The following is a 16,952-nucleotide window of genomic DNA, read 5'->3' as shown; positions in this document are numbered from 1 at the left end:
TTTTAAAAGGTGTAAATGTAAACTAGTAAAATTAAAAGAAATATTAACAGATGAAAAGCATATTAATCACAGGAAGTACGGATGGAATAGGGAAGTTGGCCGCCTTAAAACTAGCCAAAGAAGGACATCAGATTTACTTACATGGAAGAAATAAGGATAAATTAGAAACTGTTATTCAAGAAATTAAGACACAGTCTAATAATGATAAAATTAATGGTTTTGTAGCTGATTTGTCTGATTTAGAAACTGTAAAAGAATTTGCAAAGTCAATCAATGAAATCCCACAATTAGATGTGTTAATTAATAATGCAGGAGTGTTTAAAAGCAATATAGATAGAACTGTTGATATTCGACTGACTGTAAACTATTTATCGCCAGTCTTGTTAACGAATAGTTTGATAGAATTATTACAAAAAACTAAATCGACACGTGTTATTAATTTAAGTTCGGCAGCACAAGTTTCAGTGTCGTTAGCAGCATTAAAAGGACATGAAAGTTTATCAACTAATGAGGCTTATGCACAAAGTAAATTGGCTTTAACCATGTGGACATTTGCTATGGCTAAAAAATACCCAGCTATTCAATTTATTGCTGTCAATCCAGGATCCTTATTAAACACCAATATGGTTAAGGAAGCTTATGGACATCATTGGTCACCAGCTGATAAAGGAGCTGACATTTTAGTTGATTTAGCAATTAACCCTAAACATCAAAATCAGTCAGGAGTTTACTTTGACAATGATCAGGGAGTTTTTGGTAAAGCACATACAGATGCTTATGATAATTTTAAAATTCAAGAGCTTATAGCTGTTACTGCTAAAATTTTGAAATTATAGTGGTCTTAAATTACGACCAAATATCAACGATGAATATTTGGTCGTATTTTTTTTCTTAGCGGTTAAATAATTCTTTTAGCTTTTTGATTAGTTATCTTAGAATCTTTACAATAAAGTTTTCTTTTTGTGGTAGTTATTTTATTTAATGGATTCAATATAATTAAAAAAGCCATAATTCAACAAAAGTAAAATTTATTAAAAAATGGAACCCTACTTTTTTAATAAATTAAAATGGAATGAACTTAGTTTCAAAACTTAGCAAGAATCCTTTGTTTTTATTGATTATGATGTATAAAGTTAATAAGTTATTTTATTTAATAATTACACTAGATAATAGGTTACCTAATCCTTTTTTAGAAAAACATAATTTATTACCTAATAGAATTAAGAGAAAAAACAGCGATTCAGTCTTTAGTCTTATTTATTTATGTTAAATACTGAGTAAGTGATTAGAGTTTAAATATTGTGTATTTTTGATGTGTCTGTTGTTATTTTGCTTTGCTAAAATCAATAGTTTTATTTGCTGATTTTTCTTTTAAAAGTTTTATTAACCAAAACTTATTTTACTAAAGATAATTGAATGCTTTTTATGCAACGACTTAGAAGGGAAGCATAATCTGTGCGGAATGGAATAACAAGAAATATCATGTAGATTTTTCTGAACTGTAAAATGTTAAAAAAAATATCTTTGGGATAAATAAGATTATAAGTGAAATATATAATGTATATAGAAATTCAGAATGCTAATTTCTTTGAAGATATCAAAATAGATTTTTCAAATAAGTTGAACTGTATAATGGGAGGTAGAGGTACTGGTAAAACAACAATTCTATATTTTTTAATGTCTGCAATTTATAAAAATTCAGAAAAAAACTCTAAGCTCAAGAATGTTTTACATCCAAATTTAGCTGGAGGTGAAATTAATGTTGCAGTAGAAGATTCTAATGGTAAAGATTTGGAATTGAAAAACACTTAATAATTATGGGAGGATCAGCTACAAATTCAGGGATTAATTACCAACAAAGAATTGCTTCATTAGCTTTAATAGCTCAATTTACAGATTTTGATTTATCACAAATTTTCGGAATAAATGATGAGCTCCTAATAGAAAGTGTACATTTTGAAACGGATGACCCTATTGATGATTTAAAAATTCTATGTAAAACAAAGACAATTTTCTTACAAATAAAACGGTCTTTGTCTTTTCAAATAGGGAAAAATTCCGATTTATTCAAAACAATTAAACAATTTCTGGTTCAATTCTCATTGGATGGAGGTAAAAATTCATATTATGTTCTTGCGACTTCTCCTCAAAGCTCTAGAGTTATTTCACAAGAATTATTAAAAATAATTGAATCTGTTAGACTTAATGATACGAATTTCATAATAAACCCTCTGAATAAATCAGAGAAAGATACTTTTACAAAATATAAAAGTATGTTCAAGACCATATTTAGTGAAATTAATGGTAAACCTTCCAGTGATGCAGACTTTATTAATTTCACTAAGAAAATTTACATAAGCATCATTGATATAGAACAGGGTAGAGCAGATGAAAGAGTAGCAATTATTTTGTTAAAAAGCCAACAGTTAGTTGATGCAAATCTAATTTGGAAAATGATGATTGCAAACTCTCTTGAATATGCAAGAAATAGGCAATCAATTAATAAAAAGGGGTTAGATGAAATTCTAAGTCGTTATAAAAATCAGGAGAAAGAAACGATACCAAATAATAATGCAGAATTAGAAGAACTATTTAAAACCGAGGTAATTCAGGAGGGGAATTTCCCTGTTGCCAAAGAAATTTTACTTGTCGAACTTCAAGAACTGGACACAAACTATCTAATAATGGAACTGTATAGATTTACAGATGACGGAAAGATTAAACACAAATTTAAAGGAAATAAAATTCTATTACACGGAACGGATGAGACATGGACTATCTTAAGCAGAGCAGCAACATTTTCAGGGATTGAGCGCTACATAAAAGAGAACGAGGAAAAATTAACCAAGGAGAAAATAACAATTATTCCTGCTAATGGAATTGAAACTGCAGAAGAAACTGTAGCCGCAGAACTTCACAGAAAATATCTAATCAATCTTCAAGAACAAAATCACGACCTTTTAAAATGTTTGCATTGTGATAAGGCCTTGAATCCAAACAATAGTATTATAGTTGAAATAGATGATTTAGATACAAGACCAGCTTTAGGCGCTGTTCATCCAAAGTGCGTTCGCGTTTTGGATAGAGTATTGGGAACAACTAAAACACCTGAAGATAATAGAGGTGAGTATTTAAAGGAGTTTGATTATAAAGAATGGGCGAGATTAATGATGAAGGGCCAAGGTATGATGAATCAGTTGAGAGAATCAAACTCTCTTAATGAAAAGAACAAAATGATTCTTTGGAATGGAGATAATAAGGAGTTTAGAGATTATAGTTATTGCTTGAAATTTAATTTATCTGATGGTTCATCACGTCATATGCTGGATCGAGGAAGAATTCACAGATTCAGTAAATTAGATGCGATAGATATAAAAAATGATTTTGAAGAGAATATAAAGAAATCAAAGTCAAATGACAATCCAATTGGGTACACGTCAACTAATTTTGTTTATGGCAATTATAACCAATTACTAGAGTTAAAATCTCCTGAGGAATCAATCATTGAAATAGAAACAGTTGAAGTTGCAAGGTATAGTAAACTTTTAGAAAAAATTCATGAACACATTAATTTTTACGCTCCTATTTGTATCGTAAGAGATCGTGAAGATGAGTCAATTTTTAACATAGGGAATTTAATACCAATGATCTCAGATCCTCTAGTCTTTCTTTCAATTGTAGAGACTTGGAACAATCTTGATATTGAATTTGATCTCGATTCATTAGAATTGAAAATAATAAAAAGTGATTTGGAATTCGATAGTTATATGAGAGAGTTTTTTTCTTGTGAAATGGTACCTATAATTGATCCGCTGTTTAACAAGAAAAGAGAGCTTGTAAAAGGAATTCGAGTGGCTAATATGCATAGCTTAACAAAGAGTGAAACTGATACTAGAACAACCAAACAAGAATTTACAATAGCTGAAAATCCGAAATGGAAAAAAGGGGATAAGGTAAGAGTTGAATTTCCTAATATTACGGATGATAATTATCCTGTGGGTATCTTATTAGAAGATGAAGTAATACTTGAAGATGAGAGATTTGTGATTTTCTGTCCCATTGAAAATGGAAAGGAGCTAAAAGAATTAACCTATTCAATACCATCAAAATTTCTTGTTAAAAGAGAGTAATTCTTTGGTAAGTCTTTTATCATGGCTAATACAATACAAAAAAACTTTATGCATCTAATTTTATTAGTTAATTATAGTATATTAAGGAATAATTATCATTGAAAAGTTGTGTTTCATCTATAAAGATAAAATAAATACTTTCTTTTTGTTTTTGAAGCCCCAAAAAAGGAGTTTTTTTATTGTAAAAAAAGAGACAGCAACATCATCCGAATACAACTTTGGCCCCTTTACAAACATCTTATCATGATACCTTGAAAATACATTATAAACAAATCATCACATATACTTGTTTTCTTTTTTTGCTGGCACACAATTTATAAAAAGCCTCAAGATAGCTAATAGCCAACTTATAATTGTGTTAGACGAATTAGTCTTAAAACCTATTAGTTTATGTTAAACACTTACGTCTCTAGTTGTACTGTTATTTTTGATATCTTTGAGAGAAAGTTCACTACTAAATATGCATGCTATTTATGGCCAAAAAGTGGACTAAAATTAATAAAATCAAATAATGAAAAGTAATAAAAGGCTAGAAGACTATATGCTCGAAGGTATAAAAAAAGCATATACTCAAACTCAGTATTTTGCTTTTGATTGGAATGTTTTACTCAAAAATTTAAGAGAATACCATATTACGATTGAGGTAGCAAGAAGCATAAAAGAAATGATTGAGAAAAATAGCTCTCCAAACTTGAAAATTGTTTTAGAGGCTAACACAAAATTAGTAGAATCAAATTGTATAGAAGCTAATAGAATTGAGGGGGATGATATTTTTAGTATGTACATCCCTGATAAAAAAATAGAGGGGAAAGTAAGCCGTAAAGGCTTTGTTGATATTACTGTTTTTGAAGAGACTAAAAATTTTGAACTGCAAACTAAATATGCGATTGAGATAAAATCTATAAATACTTCTTGGGGTGGTATTAAAAAAGATTTTGAACGGCTTAGTGAATTAGTAACAAAGAAAGATATTAAAGGGAATCATGAAAACACACTTGATGGTTGCTACCAACTGTTTGTAAAACAAACTAATGGGGTTTCAATTACTCAAAACCCTGAAATGATTAATAATTGGAAGAGTGATACTAAAAAAAAGATTGAAAAATATTTTGAAAAATGGGCAATAGAATTTGGGAAAGATGTTGATATTGCTGTATTAGATAAAGAAATCACTTCTATTAGTCAGGATAAAATTCCATCTGAGTTAGAATGTGATTTTCACGATTTGCTTGAACGAACAGGTGTTGTTATGGCTTATTGTGTCAAGATAACAAATAAATAATCATAAAATGATTACAAATATTAAACTTCATAACATTGCTACTTATGTTGATCCTGTTGAAATTAATGATTTAAAGGAAATCAATTTCATCTATGGCTCAAATGGTACTGGAAAAACCACTCTATCAAATTTTTTATACGATTCCTCTAGTTTGAACTTTTCTGATTGTACTAAGAAATGGAAAAATGATTCGGAGCTAGAAACGCTTGTTTACAATAAAAAATTCAGAGAAGATTATTTTGGAAAAGGTAATCTTAATGGTGTTTTTACTTTAGGAAAAGCCTCAAAAGAGGAAATTGGTGTAATCAATACAAAAAAAGAAGAACTCAAAAATATAAAAGAGCAATATGTAAAACGTAAAGCTTCATTGGATAAGTATAATGAAGAAAAGGCTGAAAAAAGCTCAAAATTTAAAGAGAGCATTTGGAAAAATATTTACCAAAAGCGTAAAACTCATTTTAAAGAAGCTTTTGTTGGCTCAATGAGAAGTAAAGATGCTTTTTATAACAGATTCATTAAAGAATTCAAAAACAACAATCACCCCATTTTAGATTTAGATGTTCTAAAAACAAAGTCTCAAACTATTTTTGGAGAAAGACCTAAACATATAGAGTCTTTTACAATTGTGCAATTCGATAAGCTTGTAGAAATAGAAGAAGATAAAATATGGCAGAAAAAAATAATTGGAAAAGCAGATGTTGAAATCGCTAACCTTATACAAAAATTAAACATAAACGATTGGATTATAAAAGGGAAAGAGTATTTGGAAGAAACCGATAAAACTTGCCCATTCTGTCAAGAAGAAACTATTACTGAAAATTTTAAAAAGCAACTAGATGATTTTTTTGATGAAAATTTCACGAACAATCTAAAAAAAATTAAAGATTTTAATGACGAATATCTAAGAGAGGCTGCAACGATTGTAAATCAATTAAACCAAATAGAAAAAGACGAAAAAGAGAACAATAAAACAAAGCTAAATATCAGTTTGTTTTCAGCTAATTTAAAAACTTTGATTAGTGAGTTTACTGCAAACAAAGAGCACCTTCAGAACAAATTATCTGAGCCTAGTAGGGAAATTAATTTGCAAACTATTAAAGAGCAATTAGGTAGTTTAAACTCATTATTGACAGAAGCTAATAAGTCAATCGAAAGTCATAATAAAATCGTTTTAGATTACGCCAATCAAAGAGATGATTTGATTAATTCTATTTGGAAATACCTTGTAGAAGATAACAAAGCAGAGCTGGATAATTATGCTAAAGAACAAGATGTTTTAACTAAAGCTATTGAAGGGATTCAGAAACAGTATGATGGTTTTAAGGAGAAACACAGATTACTTAAAATTGAAATAAATCAGTTAAGTTTAAATGTTACTAGTTCTGAGCCAACAGTAATTCAAATCAACAATACGTTAAAAACATATGGTTTTCAAAGTTTCACAATAGTTCCCTCCCCAAAAGAAGATAATCACTATGAAATACAAAGAGAAGATGGATCACCAGCTGAATCTACACTAAGTGAAGGTGAGATAACATTCATTACTTTTTTATACTTCTTACAGATAGCTAAAGGTTCTTTAGAAGAAGGAAAAACCTCCGAAGACAAAATACTTGTAATTGATGACCCTATTTCAAGTTTAGACAGTAATGTTCTATATGTTGTAAGCACTCTGATTAAAAGTATATTAAAAGACATAAGAAAAAATAAAGGGAATATCCTTCAGGTTATTTTATTAACTCACAATGTGTTTTTCCATAAAGAAGTTTCGTTTATTGATGGCAGAAAAAACAAATTAAACAACACTAATTACTGGTTGTTAAGAAAGAAGAATAAAAAAACGTCTATTCAATCTTTTGGGCAAGACAATCCAATATATTCATCTTACGAATTACTTTGGAAAGAATTAAAAGAAGAAAGTACACTTGTATCGGTTCAAAATACAATGAGAAGAATTATAGAAAACTATTTCAGGGTACTCGGAAAATATCGAGATGATAAGCTTGTTGGGAAGTTTGACACGAAAGAAGAAAAAGATATTTGTAGGGCTTTAATAAGTTGGGTAAATGATGGTTCCCATAGTGTAAATGATGATTTATATATTGAGTATCAAGATGAAACCATTGAGAATTATAAAAAGGTTTTTAAGGCCATTTTTGACAAAACGAATCATATTGAACATTACAAAATGATGATGCAAGAGCAAGAAGAGAATAAGGAAATAGAGATGGTTGTATAAATAAACTTAAAATATAATACCTCATTATATTCTTATGGTATTTTTTCAATGTTTTCATCGTTATTTCTATTAAATGTTTTAAAATTTTGTAACATAGTATATGTTATTTAAGAAAAAGAAAAAGAAATCAATTCAACTTGATAATGAATCAAAATTGATTTATGATATATTAGGCGATTCAGAATATAAGACATTTAATAGAGTCTTACTGGGGTTAAAATACTCTAGTCCAGGCGAATATTTAAGAACTAATTTTCAAGAATTAGAAGATATTCTGGATTGTCCTGCAAAACTCAAAGAATGTACTTTTGAAAAACGTTTCAAGATGTTTCGTTTTTTTGCTTCGAAAAATACCTTTGGTAATCATAATTTATAATAACCAACCACATATATATTGGATATAAAACAACCTTAATTACAAATTATAGCTAAATGTTAAGTATTCCATTACATTTTAAAAAAAACTTTTGGAGAAGAAAAAAATCAAAGAAAATTTAAGAAAGGAACTTCGCTTTTTACCAAAGCAAAGTTACATAACGCAAAACATTATAAGACTACTCTTTTTGCAGCTAGGGCAGAAGAGTGGAAGCAAAATGTGTATGGAATGGGAATATTCTGTATTAAATTTCAAATAATTACGGGATTCCGTAAGCTTTTGCTTGTTAAAATTTAATATATTTAGAGTTCTATATTTTGAGTTATAATTTTTTAAGTATTATCTCAAGTTATAATATTGTTTTATAGTTTTTATTGTAAGATAAAAATTGTTTATATATGAAAATTAAAGAAATTAAAATCCATAATTATAAATCTTTTAAGAATTTTAAAACTTCTATAAAATATATAGACTATTTAAGTATATAACGAAATGGATGGCTTTAATTTATATAAAGAAGCAAGAGATTATTATGATCAAATTATTCCGAAAAAAACGGATGGATTGATTTTGTTGTCTCTTTATGAACAGTTTGAGGAGGGGAACTTTAATGAAAATGATTTTATAAGAACGATAAATCAAACCTTAAAAGATTTAGGCAAACAAAGCCAAAGAAATGAATACGAAAGGAATAACTCTATTATATTAAGACTTCAAGATTATTTTATTTGGCGAGATAAAGCCAATAAAGCTTATCGCTTAAAACCATACGGATTAGAATTCTGTAAGCGTACGCAAAAAAGACTGATAGAAGGATATAGTCCTGCTAAAATTAAGCGTTGGTTTGATGATTTATATAATCGTTTAAAAGAATCGGTAGATCAAGGTAATTTCAAATTGTGGGTAGAAGATCATTTTAATGAACGTCATATCCAATTGGGAGAGCAGATTGAAATTTTAGATCAACAAGTTAACGAATCGGTAGATGAGTTTAAGAAACTTATCAAAAGTGAAGAAGAGAAAAATGATATAATTAATTTCATTCAATCAATAGAAGCTAAACTGGATGTAATAAAAGAGCAAGCTGTTGAGCTCTCAAAAGCATTTCGAGGCACCTATGATATTGATGAAGTTCTAACTAATATGCTTCAAGAAGAAGGACAGACCGATAATATATCTGACATTCGAAGAGTAAGAGAGTTTAATAATCATGTTCGTTCTCAATTAGAGCAGGTAAGTCAACGTATAGACAAGATTAAACCACGGATACGAGAATTTATTTACGATTTTAATCAAAGAGACTTTGATCGAAAAACTGAACATTTTTTGAATTATTTATTGAAACATTCCAAGTCATCCCAAAGAAACCTTAACCTTCCGAAAGGCATTCCTCGAAAAAGAGTATATAATCGTGAATTTGAACCTAAATTTACAATCATCTCTGAAAAAGATATAAGTCCAAAAACTGCACAAGCTGTTTCCGTAAGAAAGATCAATCATGAGGGTAAAAAGAAGCTTTTGACTAAAGCACTAAAATGGAAGCATGAGAAAGATCGAATTAAGTATTGGACAAAAGTAGTTATGCAAGAGTTAGAGCAATCAGAAAAACTAAAATTTTCGCCATTTTTCTTCAAGGTTTTCAAAGAAGAAGAGAAGCTTGGTATTGCTGTAAAAACAGCACAACAGGTATTGAAAAAGAGTTTTTACGAACAAAAATATGTCGTTAATATAAAAAAAGAAAAACAATCAGATGAAGGAATTCAAAATCTAAGCTTATGGGAGATGATAGTACAGAAGAAGTAAGCCGTATTAGTTTCTTATACGACAATAAAGCAGAACAAGTGTTTGCTAAGTTGGATTATGCCTTGAGAAGTGGTATTCATATACAAAGAGACTACCCAAAACCAGGAGAGCTTTTTCGGTTCATAGAACGTAACTTCGATAGTTTAAAATTATATTATCATGAGTTGTTTAGGGTAGTTTTGAGCAAAGAGGGTAATGATTTTAATCACTACTTTTTTATTGATTTTGAAGAAGGGAGTCGAGGAGCAGTCCCAACTTCTGCTAGAGATTATTTAGATACAGAAGCTATTCTTATTGGAATGTTGTTCTTTAAGTTGTATAAAATAGATGGTAATATAGAATTAGATACTGTTGATGATTTTACTTCTACTTTAATTTCTGAGTATGATGATGAAAAAGAAGCTCTATTCAAATTAATTGTTAGTTCAAGAAGTGTTAATAGCAGTGACTTCAATGAAGAAAAAATTATTGACTTGATAAAAAAAGCATTTGACACTTTTAACCATTTAGGGTGGATTGAATGGGAAGATAATAAAGTAAAGAATCGATTTAAACCACTTCCTTCATTTGAGCGATTAAGAACTCTTTATCAAAGTCAAATCAATAATATAGACCAATTACTAGTCCAAAGCCAAAATGCAAAATAATTATCCAAGAGTTCATAGCCTATCTACCATTGGTATTAAGCAGCATTTCAACTGCGATTATATTTTTCATCCTTTACGTACTGATTTTAGTGGAGAAAGTGGTAGTGGTAAAAGCATGGTTGCCGATATGTTTCAACTTATTTTAGTTGGATCTAAACTTTTTAAATCCTCGACTGAAAGCAACAAAGAACGAGATGTTAAAGGAATGGTTATAAAACCGAAAGGTAAACAACACGGTTTGGCGTATTCTTTTTTGAATATAGAAGTTACGGAAGATAAATATCTTGTTATCGGAGTTTTTATAGAAAGCTCTAGCAACAAGGCCGACCCCTTTATTATTCAAGATAGTTACGATTGGGAAAGTAATCTAACACCTCTTTCAAGTCCTCTATATTATAAGGATCTATTGCTTGGCAATATGATACAACGGATAGAAACTTTGCAAGAGCAGTTTACCAAAGCAAGATTAAAGCGTTTTAATTGGAAGGTTTATCATCAATTATTATTTGATAATGGTTTAATTTCTTTAGATTTTAATCATGACAAAACCTTAGAAAGTTATGCAAGTATACTACGTTCTTTTTCAAGGGGGAAAGGCTTTAAAAAGGATACTCATTCTTTGAAAAAATTTCTATTTGGAGATACGGAACAGGATAAAATCATGCAGAAATATAAAGACGAAGTTGCAGGTATTCAAAATGAATTTCATGAACAAGAACGTTATACAAAGGAAATACAACTGATTGATATAAAACAGAAACAGGTTAAAAGTATTTTAGAGATTCACAAGAATTTTACCGATAAACAATTAGAATATCATACTGCTAAAAATTGGTTTTGGAAACTGAATTTGGATGAAAGTACTGTAAACCATAAAAAAACTAAACAAACTTATCGTAAGAGTTATTCGAAATGGCTTTTAATCAACAAAAAAGAGACAGAATTAGAAATAACTGAACTTGAGAATCTCAAATCTTTACTTTCCGATTTAAAAGATATTCAATCTTCTGAGGAGGCTTACTTAGATAAAATTATCCATCCAAAAAAACAGTTTGAGTTAGCTTCAGATGAAAAGAAGAAGATTGACAAGATGAATGAATGGCTTAAAAAGTATCATAATGTCGAGCAGTTAAAGCAAATTTATAAAGAACAACAAGATAAAATAAAGGAAAAGGAAACACTACAACGTTTTATTCAGTATTTGGGAAATAAGAATCAATTGGATGCTTTTGAAAAATCGGGTTGGTTAAAAGCTTTTAAGCAGACTTCATTAAGATTTGAAGATGAAATAATTGAACGTAATAATCGGATTGAAGAACTAAAAGCTTTAGCCGTTTTTTCTGATGAGAAAAATGAAAATTCGTTAGCGATGTGGGCTAAAGATAATCTAAATCTACCTATTTCTTCTGAGGCTGAAAGCGTATTGGTACATTTTCAGTCCTTACCTAGAGAAAAACCTATATCGAAAACTACTAATAGATATTTGCCATTCCCGAAAGAACTATTTGATAATTTAAAAGTAATAAAAGATGATTCTAAAGATGGTTTTTGGATTAATTTGGATGGAGTTCATGAATATATCAGTTATGTTCCCAAACAGTATTTGAGTGGAACAGATGCTAAAAAGTTACTCAATCAACTTTCTAGTATTAATAGTAGTGTTAAGCAAGAATTATCAGAGTTTGAAAATGAAAAACAAGAAGCTGAAACGCTTAAAAAAGTATTGTTTGAATTTGCAGGATTAGAAGAAGCCGTTCAATTATTTTCTAATAAAGATGAAATAGAAACTTTTCAATTTGACTCTGAATTTAGAATTAATCAGAAAGAATTTGAAGAATACCTTACTCTGTATCAAAGAAAAGATAGTGTAGTTCAAAATTATAAGAAGGTTGAGTCTAGTTATATTTCTATAAGGTCAAAAGGGAAGTCAGTAGAAAAAAAGAAAGAGCAAATCAATGAGCAAATTCAAGTTATTCTAACGCATTTTGAAAAAAGTCAACTTAGCAATGAGAGTGCTGATCAATTGATTGATAAAAGAAAAATACAGTTAGAAGAACTTAATTCCAAAATCAAAGATTATACTAAGGAATCTGTAATGGAAGATTTATATAAAGAAATGTTTCCTTTAGAGCCAAGTTTGAACAAGGTCATAGCCCTAAAAGCTGATATAAAAATTAAACTACATGAAAAGGAGAATAAGAAGAATAATTCGAAAAGGTTGAAGATTAATGCTAAATCCAAATTACAAGAAGCTAAAAACGATTATTTGAGTATCTTTCAAAAAGATTTTGATTTCACAGAGTCTAAACAAGTAGACCATAACCCAGATGAAGGACAAAATAATCTGAAAGAGCAGTATCAGAAACTTGAAACAAAATTTCAAGAAAGATATGACACCATAAAAGAAACCATCGAAGATCAATCTCAATTAATAGATTACTCGGTGGGAATGCTAGCTCATAAACTGTTACCAACCGTTTTTCCAAATTCTAAAATTGAGTTTAGTAAAGTTGATGATAAAATAGCCAAACGATTAAGTGTTTTAATGAAATCCGTTCAGGAGATAGGTTCCAGAAAAGTGGAGATTTTAAAACGAGTGTTAACAGAAGTTTATAATACTTATAATCAATATCTAGAAAAAATCCAGTTAATAGACAATTATCTCAAAAAGCAAAACCACGCTATTACAGGAAATAACAAAGCATCATTGAAGTATAAAACTGCAATGGATTTTCCTGCTAAATGGATGAACCCATTTCGTAAACAACTAGATGAAAAATTAGCAGAAGTTAGAACAAATATTGGGCTTTTTGAAGATTTAAGAAAAGAGATAGATATCAACAAAATGATGCTTATTGCTTTTCGAAATGAAGGGGGCACTTCAAAAGCAAAAATAGAAGATATTTTAAACCCAAAATCCTATTTCGATTTGGACTTTGATATCAAACTAGAGAGTGGGGAAAGCAATGCTGGGAGTCAAGGGCAAACTTATACTGCCAATGCCTTACTTGGTTTGGCAAGATTATCATTAATCGAAACTAAGAATAGAAAAGGAATTCAAGTAATGCCCATTGATGAAGCTGAAGGCTTAGGCAACAATTATAACATGCTTCACGAATTGGCAAAAAAAGAAAAATATCAAATTATTTCTATGTCCATTGAGACAGCTGGAGAAATTGAAGAAGGAGGGCAGTACATCTACTTGATGAGTGAGAACAACTTAGCTAACGACTCCACTTATGTTCCTCCTTTGGGAATCTTTAGTGATGAAATCGTAGAAGAAGATATTGAATCATTTATTTACCAGAAATCGGGAAAAGATGTTGAGTGAAAATTTATCTTGGCGAGAGCTAAAAGCTTTAAATGATCTGTATCACAAAAGGTTTACAAGAGCCAAAATTCAGAAGCATCCTTATATTAAGTTTCTTTTTGAAGAAAAAGGAGTCATTGATCATAAGATTGCTAATACTAAGGTTTTAGTTCCTACTTCAAAATTTGATTCTTTTTATCAAGAACGTTTCAAAAATAATTTTCAAAAATATCTTGACTTCTTTAATCAATACTCTTTCTTAAAACCTCAATCAAATTATAAAGAAAGAGACATAAGGGTTCTCATGCTTATCGCCAATCAAAAGGAGGAGATTTTAGAACAAAAATATAGTAGGAAAAAGTTTTCTAATCATTTTTTTGATGAAGATGCTAAATATTTAGTTCCTGATTCATCACTTGAGAAAGCAATACTTCAAATTCTTGATTTGGAACAGTTTGTTGGTGTTGATCCAAAAGATTTGCAATATAGGACAGTATTAGATTGTAAAAATCCAAAGTTAATTGTGTTATGCGAAAATTTAGATTTTCTCTTATATCCTGACATTGCCAGAGAACATAATATATGGTTATGGTATGTGGGAGGAAATAATATTAAAAAATTAGATTATTTACCATCTATAGATTATCCCATCTATTATTCGTGTGATTGGGACTATCATGGGTTAGACATCTATCAACGAATTCGAGAAAAAATACCTCAAATTAAACTACTTTATCCTTCTGCAATTGACAAAAAGAAGAGTGTTTATTCAAAAAACCACAAAAGTGATTGGTATTATAACCGAAGTTTTTCAGGTTTAGATAAAACCTATTATTCTAAAAGTGCCATTAAACTTATTGAGCAATTGATTATTAAGAAACAATGGATTGAAGAAGAATCCAATGATTTGATAAAGATGGTTACTGAGGGAAATGATAAATATTGAAAAGGATGAATTTTCAATATTTGCTACCATATTCAATAGAAGGAACTTTACCTTTGAGACAAATAATGTACGAACGTATAGAAATTTTAGTGCGTGGATTTCAGCCAGGGAAAATTTTATACTCTTGTGGAAAGTTTACGAGAATGTCGTAGAAAAAAATCTTGCGAACATTTTATCGAATACGCGAATTTTAAACAAGAAGCAAAAGCTAGTTTTTTTGGTTGGCCAAGCGGTGGCAAATTGAGTTTAAAAATAAATGCCATAAAGCGTTTAATTTTTTAAAAACAATAAAGCGGTTGGGCGCGGCAATTTTACATAACGGCTAATTATAGCTACAAATGGACGAATGTTTTTTATTTAATGCAAAAGCCAAAAAGCCAAATGTTTAATGACCCCCAGACGGATGTTTATTTAACAGACTGCATATTCTGGGATATTTTACATAATATCATTATAGCTATCTAATGGATGAAATACATATGTCCTATAATTTATATTATGTTAAATAGAATTGTTTTAAACTTGAAACCTACATTATATAGATACCCTCTTTTATTGAAAATTGTAAAATAATAAATCGTAAAAAAATCACGTATTTAATCCTTAGGTCACTTTATTTAATTTTATTGAAATTATGGCGCAAATAAATATTATAACCTAAAGTGCTTTTTAATCGCGTAGAATTTATTTTCTGGGAGTTTGTATTTTTTAGCCAAATTTTCAAAACTTAATACAGCCTCACGAATTTCATTAATAATTTGTTGTGGGTACTTAATTCCAAATTCTTTAGCTATCTGTAAAAAATCTTCATTAGAAATTTCTGAAGCTTTAATTTTACCATTAATTGAAATGGGTTGAGTTCGTTGCCAAACTTTATTGTAATCATAAGGAAAAGTAATGTCATACCCTGGAGATAATTTCCAATGACCATTTTGATCCATCAAAAACGCAATGTTTTTTAAATGACAATCATCGTTAGCTGCATAAAAATTAAAAACCATTCGTCTAAATTGCTGTTCTAAATCTTTGTATGTTAACCCTAATTTTAATATGGTTTTATATACCAATTCATAATCATGCAATTCTCTAGGGTTTTTACCAGAAATAGCCGCTAAAGTTTGTAGATGTAACTTCTCTCCTGTTCGTGTTCGATCAAATCTTCTAGTATAAAAATGAGATTGTTGCCCATCTCTAAAATAACCACATTCTGTCATTTGAATACCAGCTTTTACAGCCATTTTATGATAGATGTATTCAACCCGTCCGTAATCATAACTGTTTCCTGCCTGATCTAGACTGTCAAACTTCACCATTATAGGTGTAAAGTCAGTTTGATGTGTATAAGAATAAGCAAATTCATTGGTTTTAAAATTATAGGAAACAATCGCTTTTGCTCGTGCTCCTCCAGCAGAACTTCCTACTTGAAAAATCTGTTGTAATTGATGTTTAGGAACCTTAAAGCTCCCATCTCTATTTTCTACAATTGAATTCGATAATTCCGACAATAAGGTTAAATCAGTTTCTATGATTCCTTGTTGATAATCTTCTGATCGATAATTAGGTAAAAACTCTAAAGCTCCCATTCCTCTGATACCTACATAACTTAATAAACGTATTGGAGTAACCTCCTCCTCTAGCCCATTCTCTCTTAAGTATTTGGTGATGACTTGCTTCCCATAAGCATCTGGTAAACTATCTGCAATCATTGGAGGAAGCCCCTCAAAGGTATCACCCAAACGATAATAAAAAGGACCATATATTGTTTGCCTATTCATAGGATATGGCATTGAGATTGGAGCAGAAACGACAGCTGTATGTGGATAGTTTTGGTTAAACTCAAACGTTGTCGTATTGGTTTTTTCATCCCAAAAAAGCACCCCTAAAAGCGAACCAAATAAGTGTACTTCGATTAAATTATCGTTGATGAGTATGCTCATTTCTTCTTACTTTTAAAAAAAAGTTGCATGGGAGATAATTCAGGAGCTGTAAATAATTGGTCAAACCGTTCCAAAATAGAAAAAACACTAAAGATCCTTATGATAGAATCTAATGTGATTACTTCCCCTTTTTCAATTCTTATAATTGTTGTTCGACCTAAGCCAGTTTCTTCTGCCAATTGTTCTTGTGAAAAACCATAAACTTTACGCATCAATTTTAACTGCTCTCCTATTTTACGATATATTTGTTCGTGCGAACTATTTTGCCAATCCATCTTCTTA

12 protein-coding genes are annotated in these 16,952 nt (G+C 29.7%); 10 read left to right on the top strand and 2 right to left on the bottom strand.

Features of this window, described 5'->3' with window-relative positions; genetic code table 11:
- Positions 1–50: 50 nt before the first annotated feature.
- The 10 genes from N4A35_02885 (at position 51) to N4A35_02840 (ending at position 14,733) form a co-directional block, all read left to right on the top strand.
- Positions 51–836 (top strand): SDR family NAD(P)-dependent oxidoreductase, encoded by a 786-nt coding sequence (locus N4A35_02885; protein MCT4580337.1) that lies wholly within the window; start codon positions 51–53, stop codon positions 834–836.
- A gap of 709 nt (positions 837–1,545) precedes the next feature.
- A complete protein-coding gene (locus tag N4A35_02880; GenBank protein ID MCT4580336.1) occupies positions 1,546–1,812 on the top strand; it encodes an ATP-binding protein in 267 nt (88 codons plus the stop codon).
- Between the two features lie 5 nt (positions 1,813–1,817).
- Positions 1,818–4,130 carry a hypothetical protein gene (locus N4A35_02875; protein MCT4580335.1) on the top strand — a complete coding sequence of 771 codons (2,313 nt, stop codon included), beginning with the start codon at positions 1,818–1,820 and terminating at the stop codon, positions 4,128–4,130.
- 511 nt (positions 4,131–4,641) lie between these two features.
- A complete protein-coding gene (locus N4A35_02870; GenBank protein ID MCT4580334.1) occupies positions 4,642–5,412 on the top strand; it encodes a hypothetical protein in 771 nt (256 codons plus the stop codon).
- 7 nt (positions 5,413–5,419) lie between these two features.
- A complete protein-coding gene (locus N4A35_02865; protein MCT4580333.1) occupies positions 5,420–7,651 on the top strand; it encodes an AAA family ATPase in 2,232 nt (743 codons plus the stop codon).
- Positions 7,652–7,751: 100 nt separating this feature from the next.
- The gene (locus tag N4A35_02860) at positions 7,752–8,027 is read left to right on the top strand and encodes a hypothetical protein (protein ID MCT4580332.1); all 276 of its coding nucleotides are present in this window, start codon (positions 7,752–7,754) and stop codon (positions 8,025–8,027) included.
- Between the two features lie 492 nt (positions 8,028–8,519).
- On the top strand, positions 8,520–9,830 hold the full coding sequence (locus N4A35_02855; GenBank protein MCT4580331.1) for a hypothetical protein: 1,311 nt from the start codon (positions 8,520–8,522) through the stop codon (positions 9,828–9,830).
- Positions 9,803–10,477: a hypothetical protein gene (locus tag N4A35_02850; protein MCT4580330.1), complete on the top strand. Its 675-nt coding sequence runs from the start codon at positions 9,803–9,805 to the stop codon at positions 10,475–10,477. Before N4A35_02855 ends, N4A35_02850 begins: the two co-directional genes overlap by 28 nt.
- Entirely contained in the window at positions 10,467–13,808 is a 3,342-nt protein-coding gene (locus N4A35_02845; GenBank protein ID MCT4580329.1) for a hypothetical protein, read from the top strand. The genes N4A35_02850 and N4A35_02845 overlap by 11 nt, the downstream gene beginning before the upstream one ends.
- On the top strand, positions 13,798–14,733 hold the full coding sequence (locus N4A35_02840) for a DUF2220 domain-containing protein (GenBank protein MCT4580328.1): 936 nt from the start codon (positions 13,798–13,800) through the stop codon (positions 14,731–14,733). The genes N4A35_02845 and N4A35_02840 overlap by 11 nt, the downstream gene beginning before the upstream one ends.
- 650 nt (positions 14,734–15,383) lie before the next feature.
- Here the strand turns inward: N4A35_02840 and N4A35_02835 are convergent.
- Positions 15,384–16,670 (bottom strand): type II toxin-antitoxin system HipA family toxin, encoded by a 1,287-nt coding sequence (locus N4A35_02835; protein MCT4580327.1) that lies wholly within the window; start codon positions 16,668–16,670, stop codon positions 15,384–15,386.
- The gene (locus N4A35_02830) at positions 16,667–16,945 is read right to left on the bottom strand and encodes a helix-turn-helix domain-containing protein (protein ID MCT4580326.1); all 279 of its coding nucleotides are present in this window, start codon (positions 16,943–16,945) and stop codon (positions 16,667–16,669) included. The genes N4A35_02835 and N4A35_02830 overlap by 4 nt, the downstream gene beginning before the upstream one ends.
- Positions 16,946–16,952 lie beyond the last annotated feature (7 nt).

This window comes from Flavobacteriales bacterium (genome assembly GCA_025210295.1).
GTDB lineage: Bacteria > Bacteroidota > Bacteroidia > Flavobacteriales_D > Parvicellaceae > S010-51.
This window is presented reverse-complemented; position numbering and strand designations above follow the sequence as displayed.

Excerpts from the sequence above, each read along its gene's own strand:
- N4A35_02885 (MCT4580337.1), top strand. The coding sequence starts at position 51 with ATGAAAAGCATATTAATCACAGGAAGTACGGATGGAATAGGGAAGTTG.
- N4A35_02875 (MCT4580335.1), top strand. The coding sequence starts at position 1,818 with ATGGGAGGATCAGCTACAAATTCAGGGATTAATTACCAACAAAGAATT.
- N4A35_02870 (MCT4580334.1), top strand. The coding sequence starts at position 4,642 with ATGAAAAGTAATAAAAGGCTAGAAGACTATATGCTCGAAGGTATAAAA.
- N4A35_02865 (MCT4580333.1), top strand. The coding sequence starts at position 5,420 with ATGATTACAAATATTAAACTTCATAACATTGCTACTTATGTTGATCCT.
- N4A35_02860 (MCT4580332.1), top strand. The coding sequence starts at position 7,752 with ATGTTATTTAAGAAAAAGAAAAAGAAATCAATTCAACTTGATAATGAA.
- N4A35_02855 (MCT4580331.1), top strand. The coding sequence starts at position 8,520 with ATGGATGGCTTTAATTTATATAAAGAAGCAAGAGATTATTATGATCAA.
- N4A35_02850 (MCT4580330.1), top strand. The coding sequence starts at position 9,803 with ATGGGAGATGATAGTACAGAAGAAGTAAGCCGTATTAGTTTCTTATAC.
- N4A35_02845 (MCT4580329.1), top strand. The coding sequence starts at position 10,467 with ATGCAAAATAATTATCCAAGAGTTCATAGCCTATCTACCATTGGTATT.
- N4A35_02840 (MCT4580328.1), top strand. The coding sequence starts at position 13,798 with ATGTTGAGTGAAAATTTATCTTGGCGAGAGCTAAAAGCTTTAAATGAT.
- N4A35_02835 (MCT4580327.1), bottom strand. The coding sequence starts at position 16,670 with ATGAGCATACTCATCAACGATAATTTAATCGAAGTACACTTATTTGGT.
- N4A35_02830 (MCT4580326.1), bottom strand. The coding sequence starts at position 16,945 with ATGGATTGGCAAAATAGTTCGCACGAACAAATATATCGTAAAATAGGA.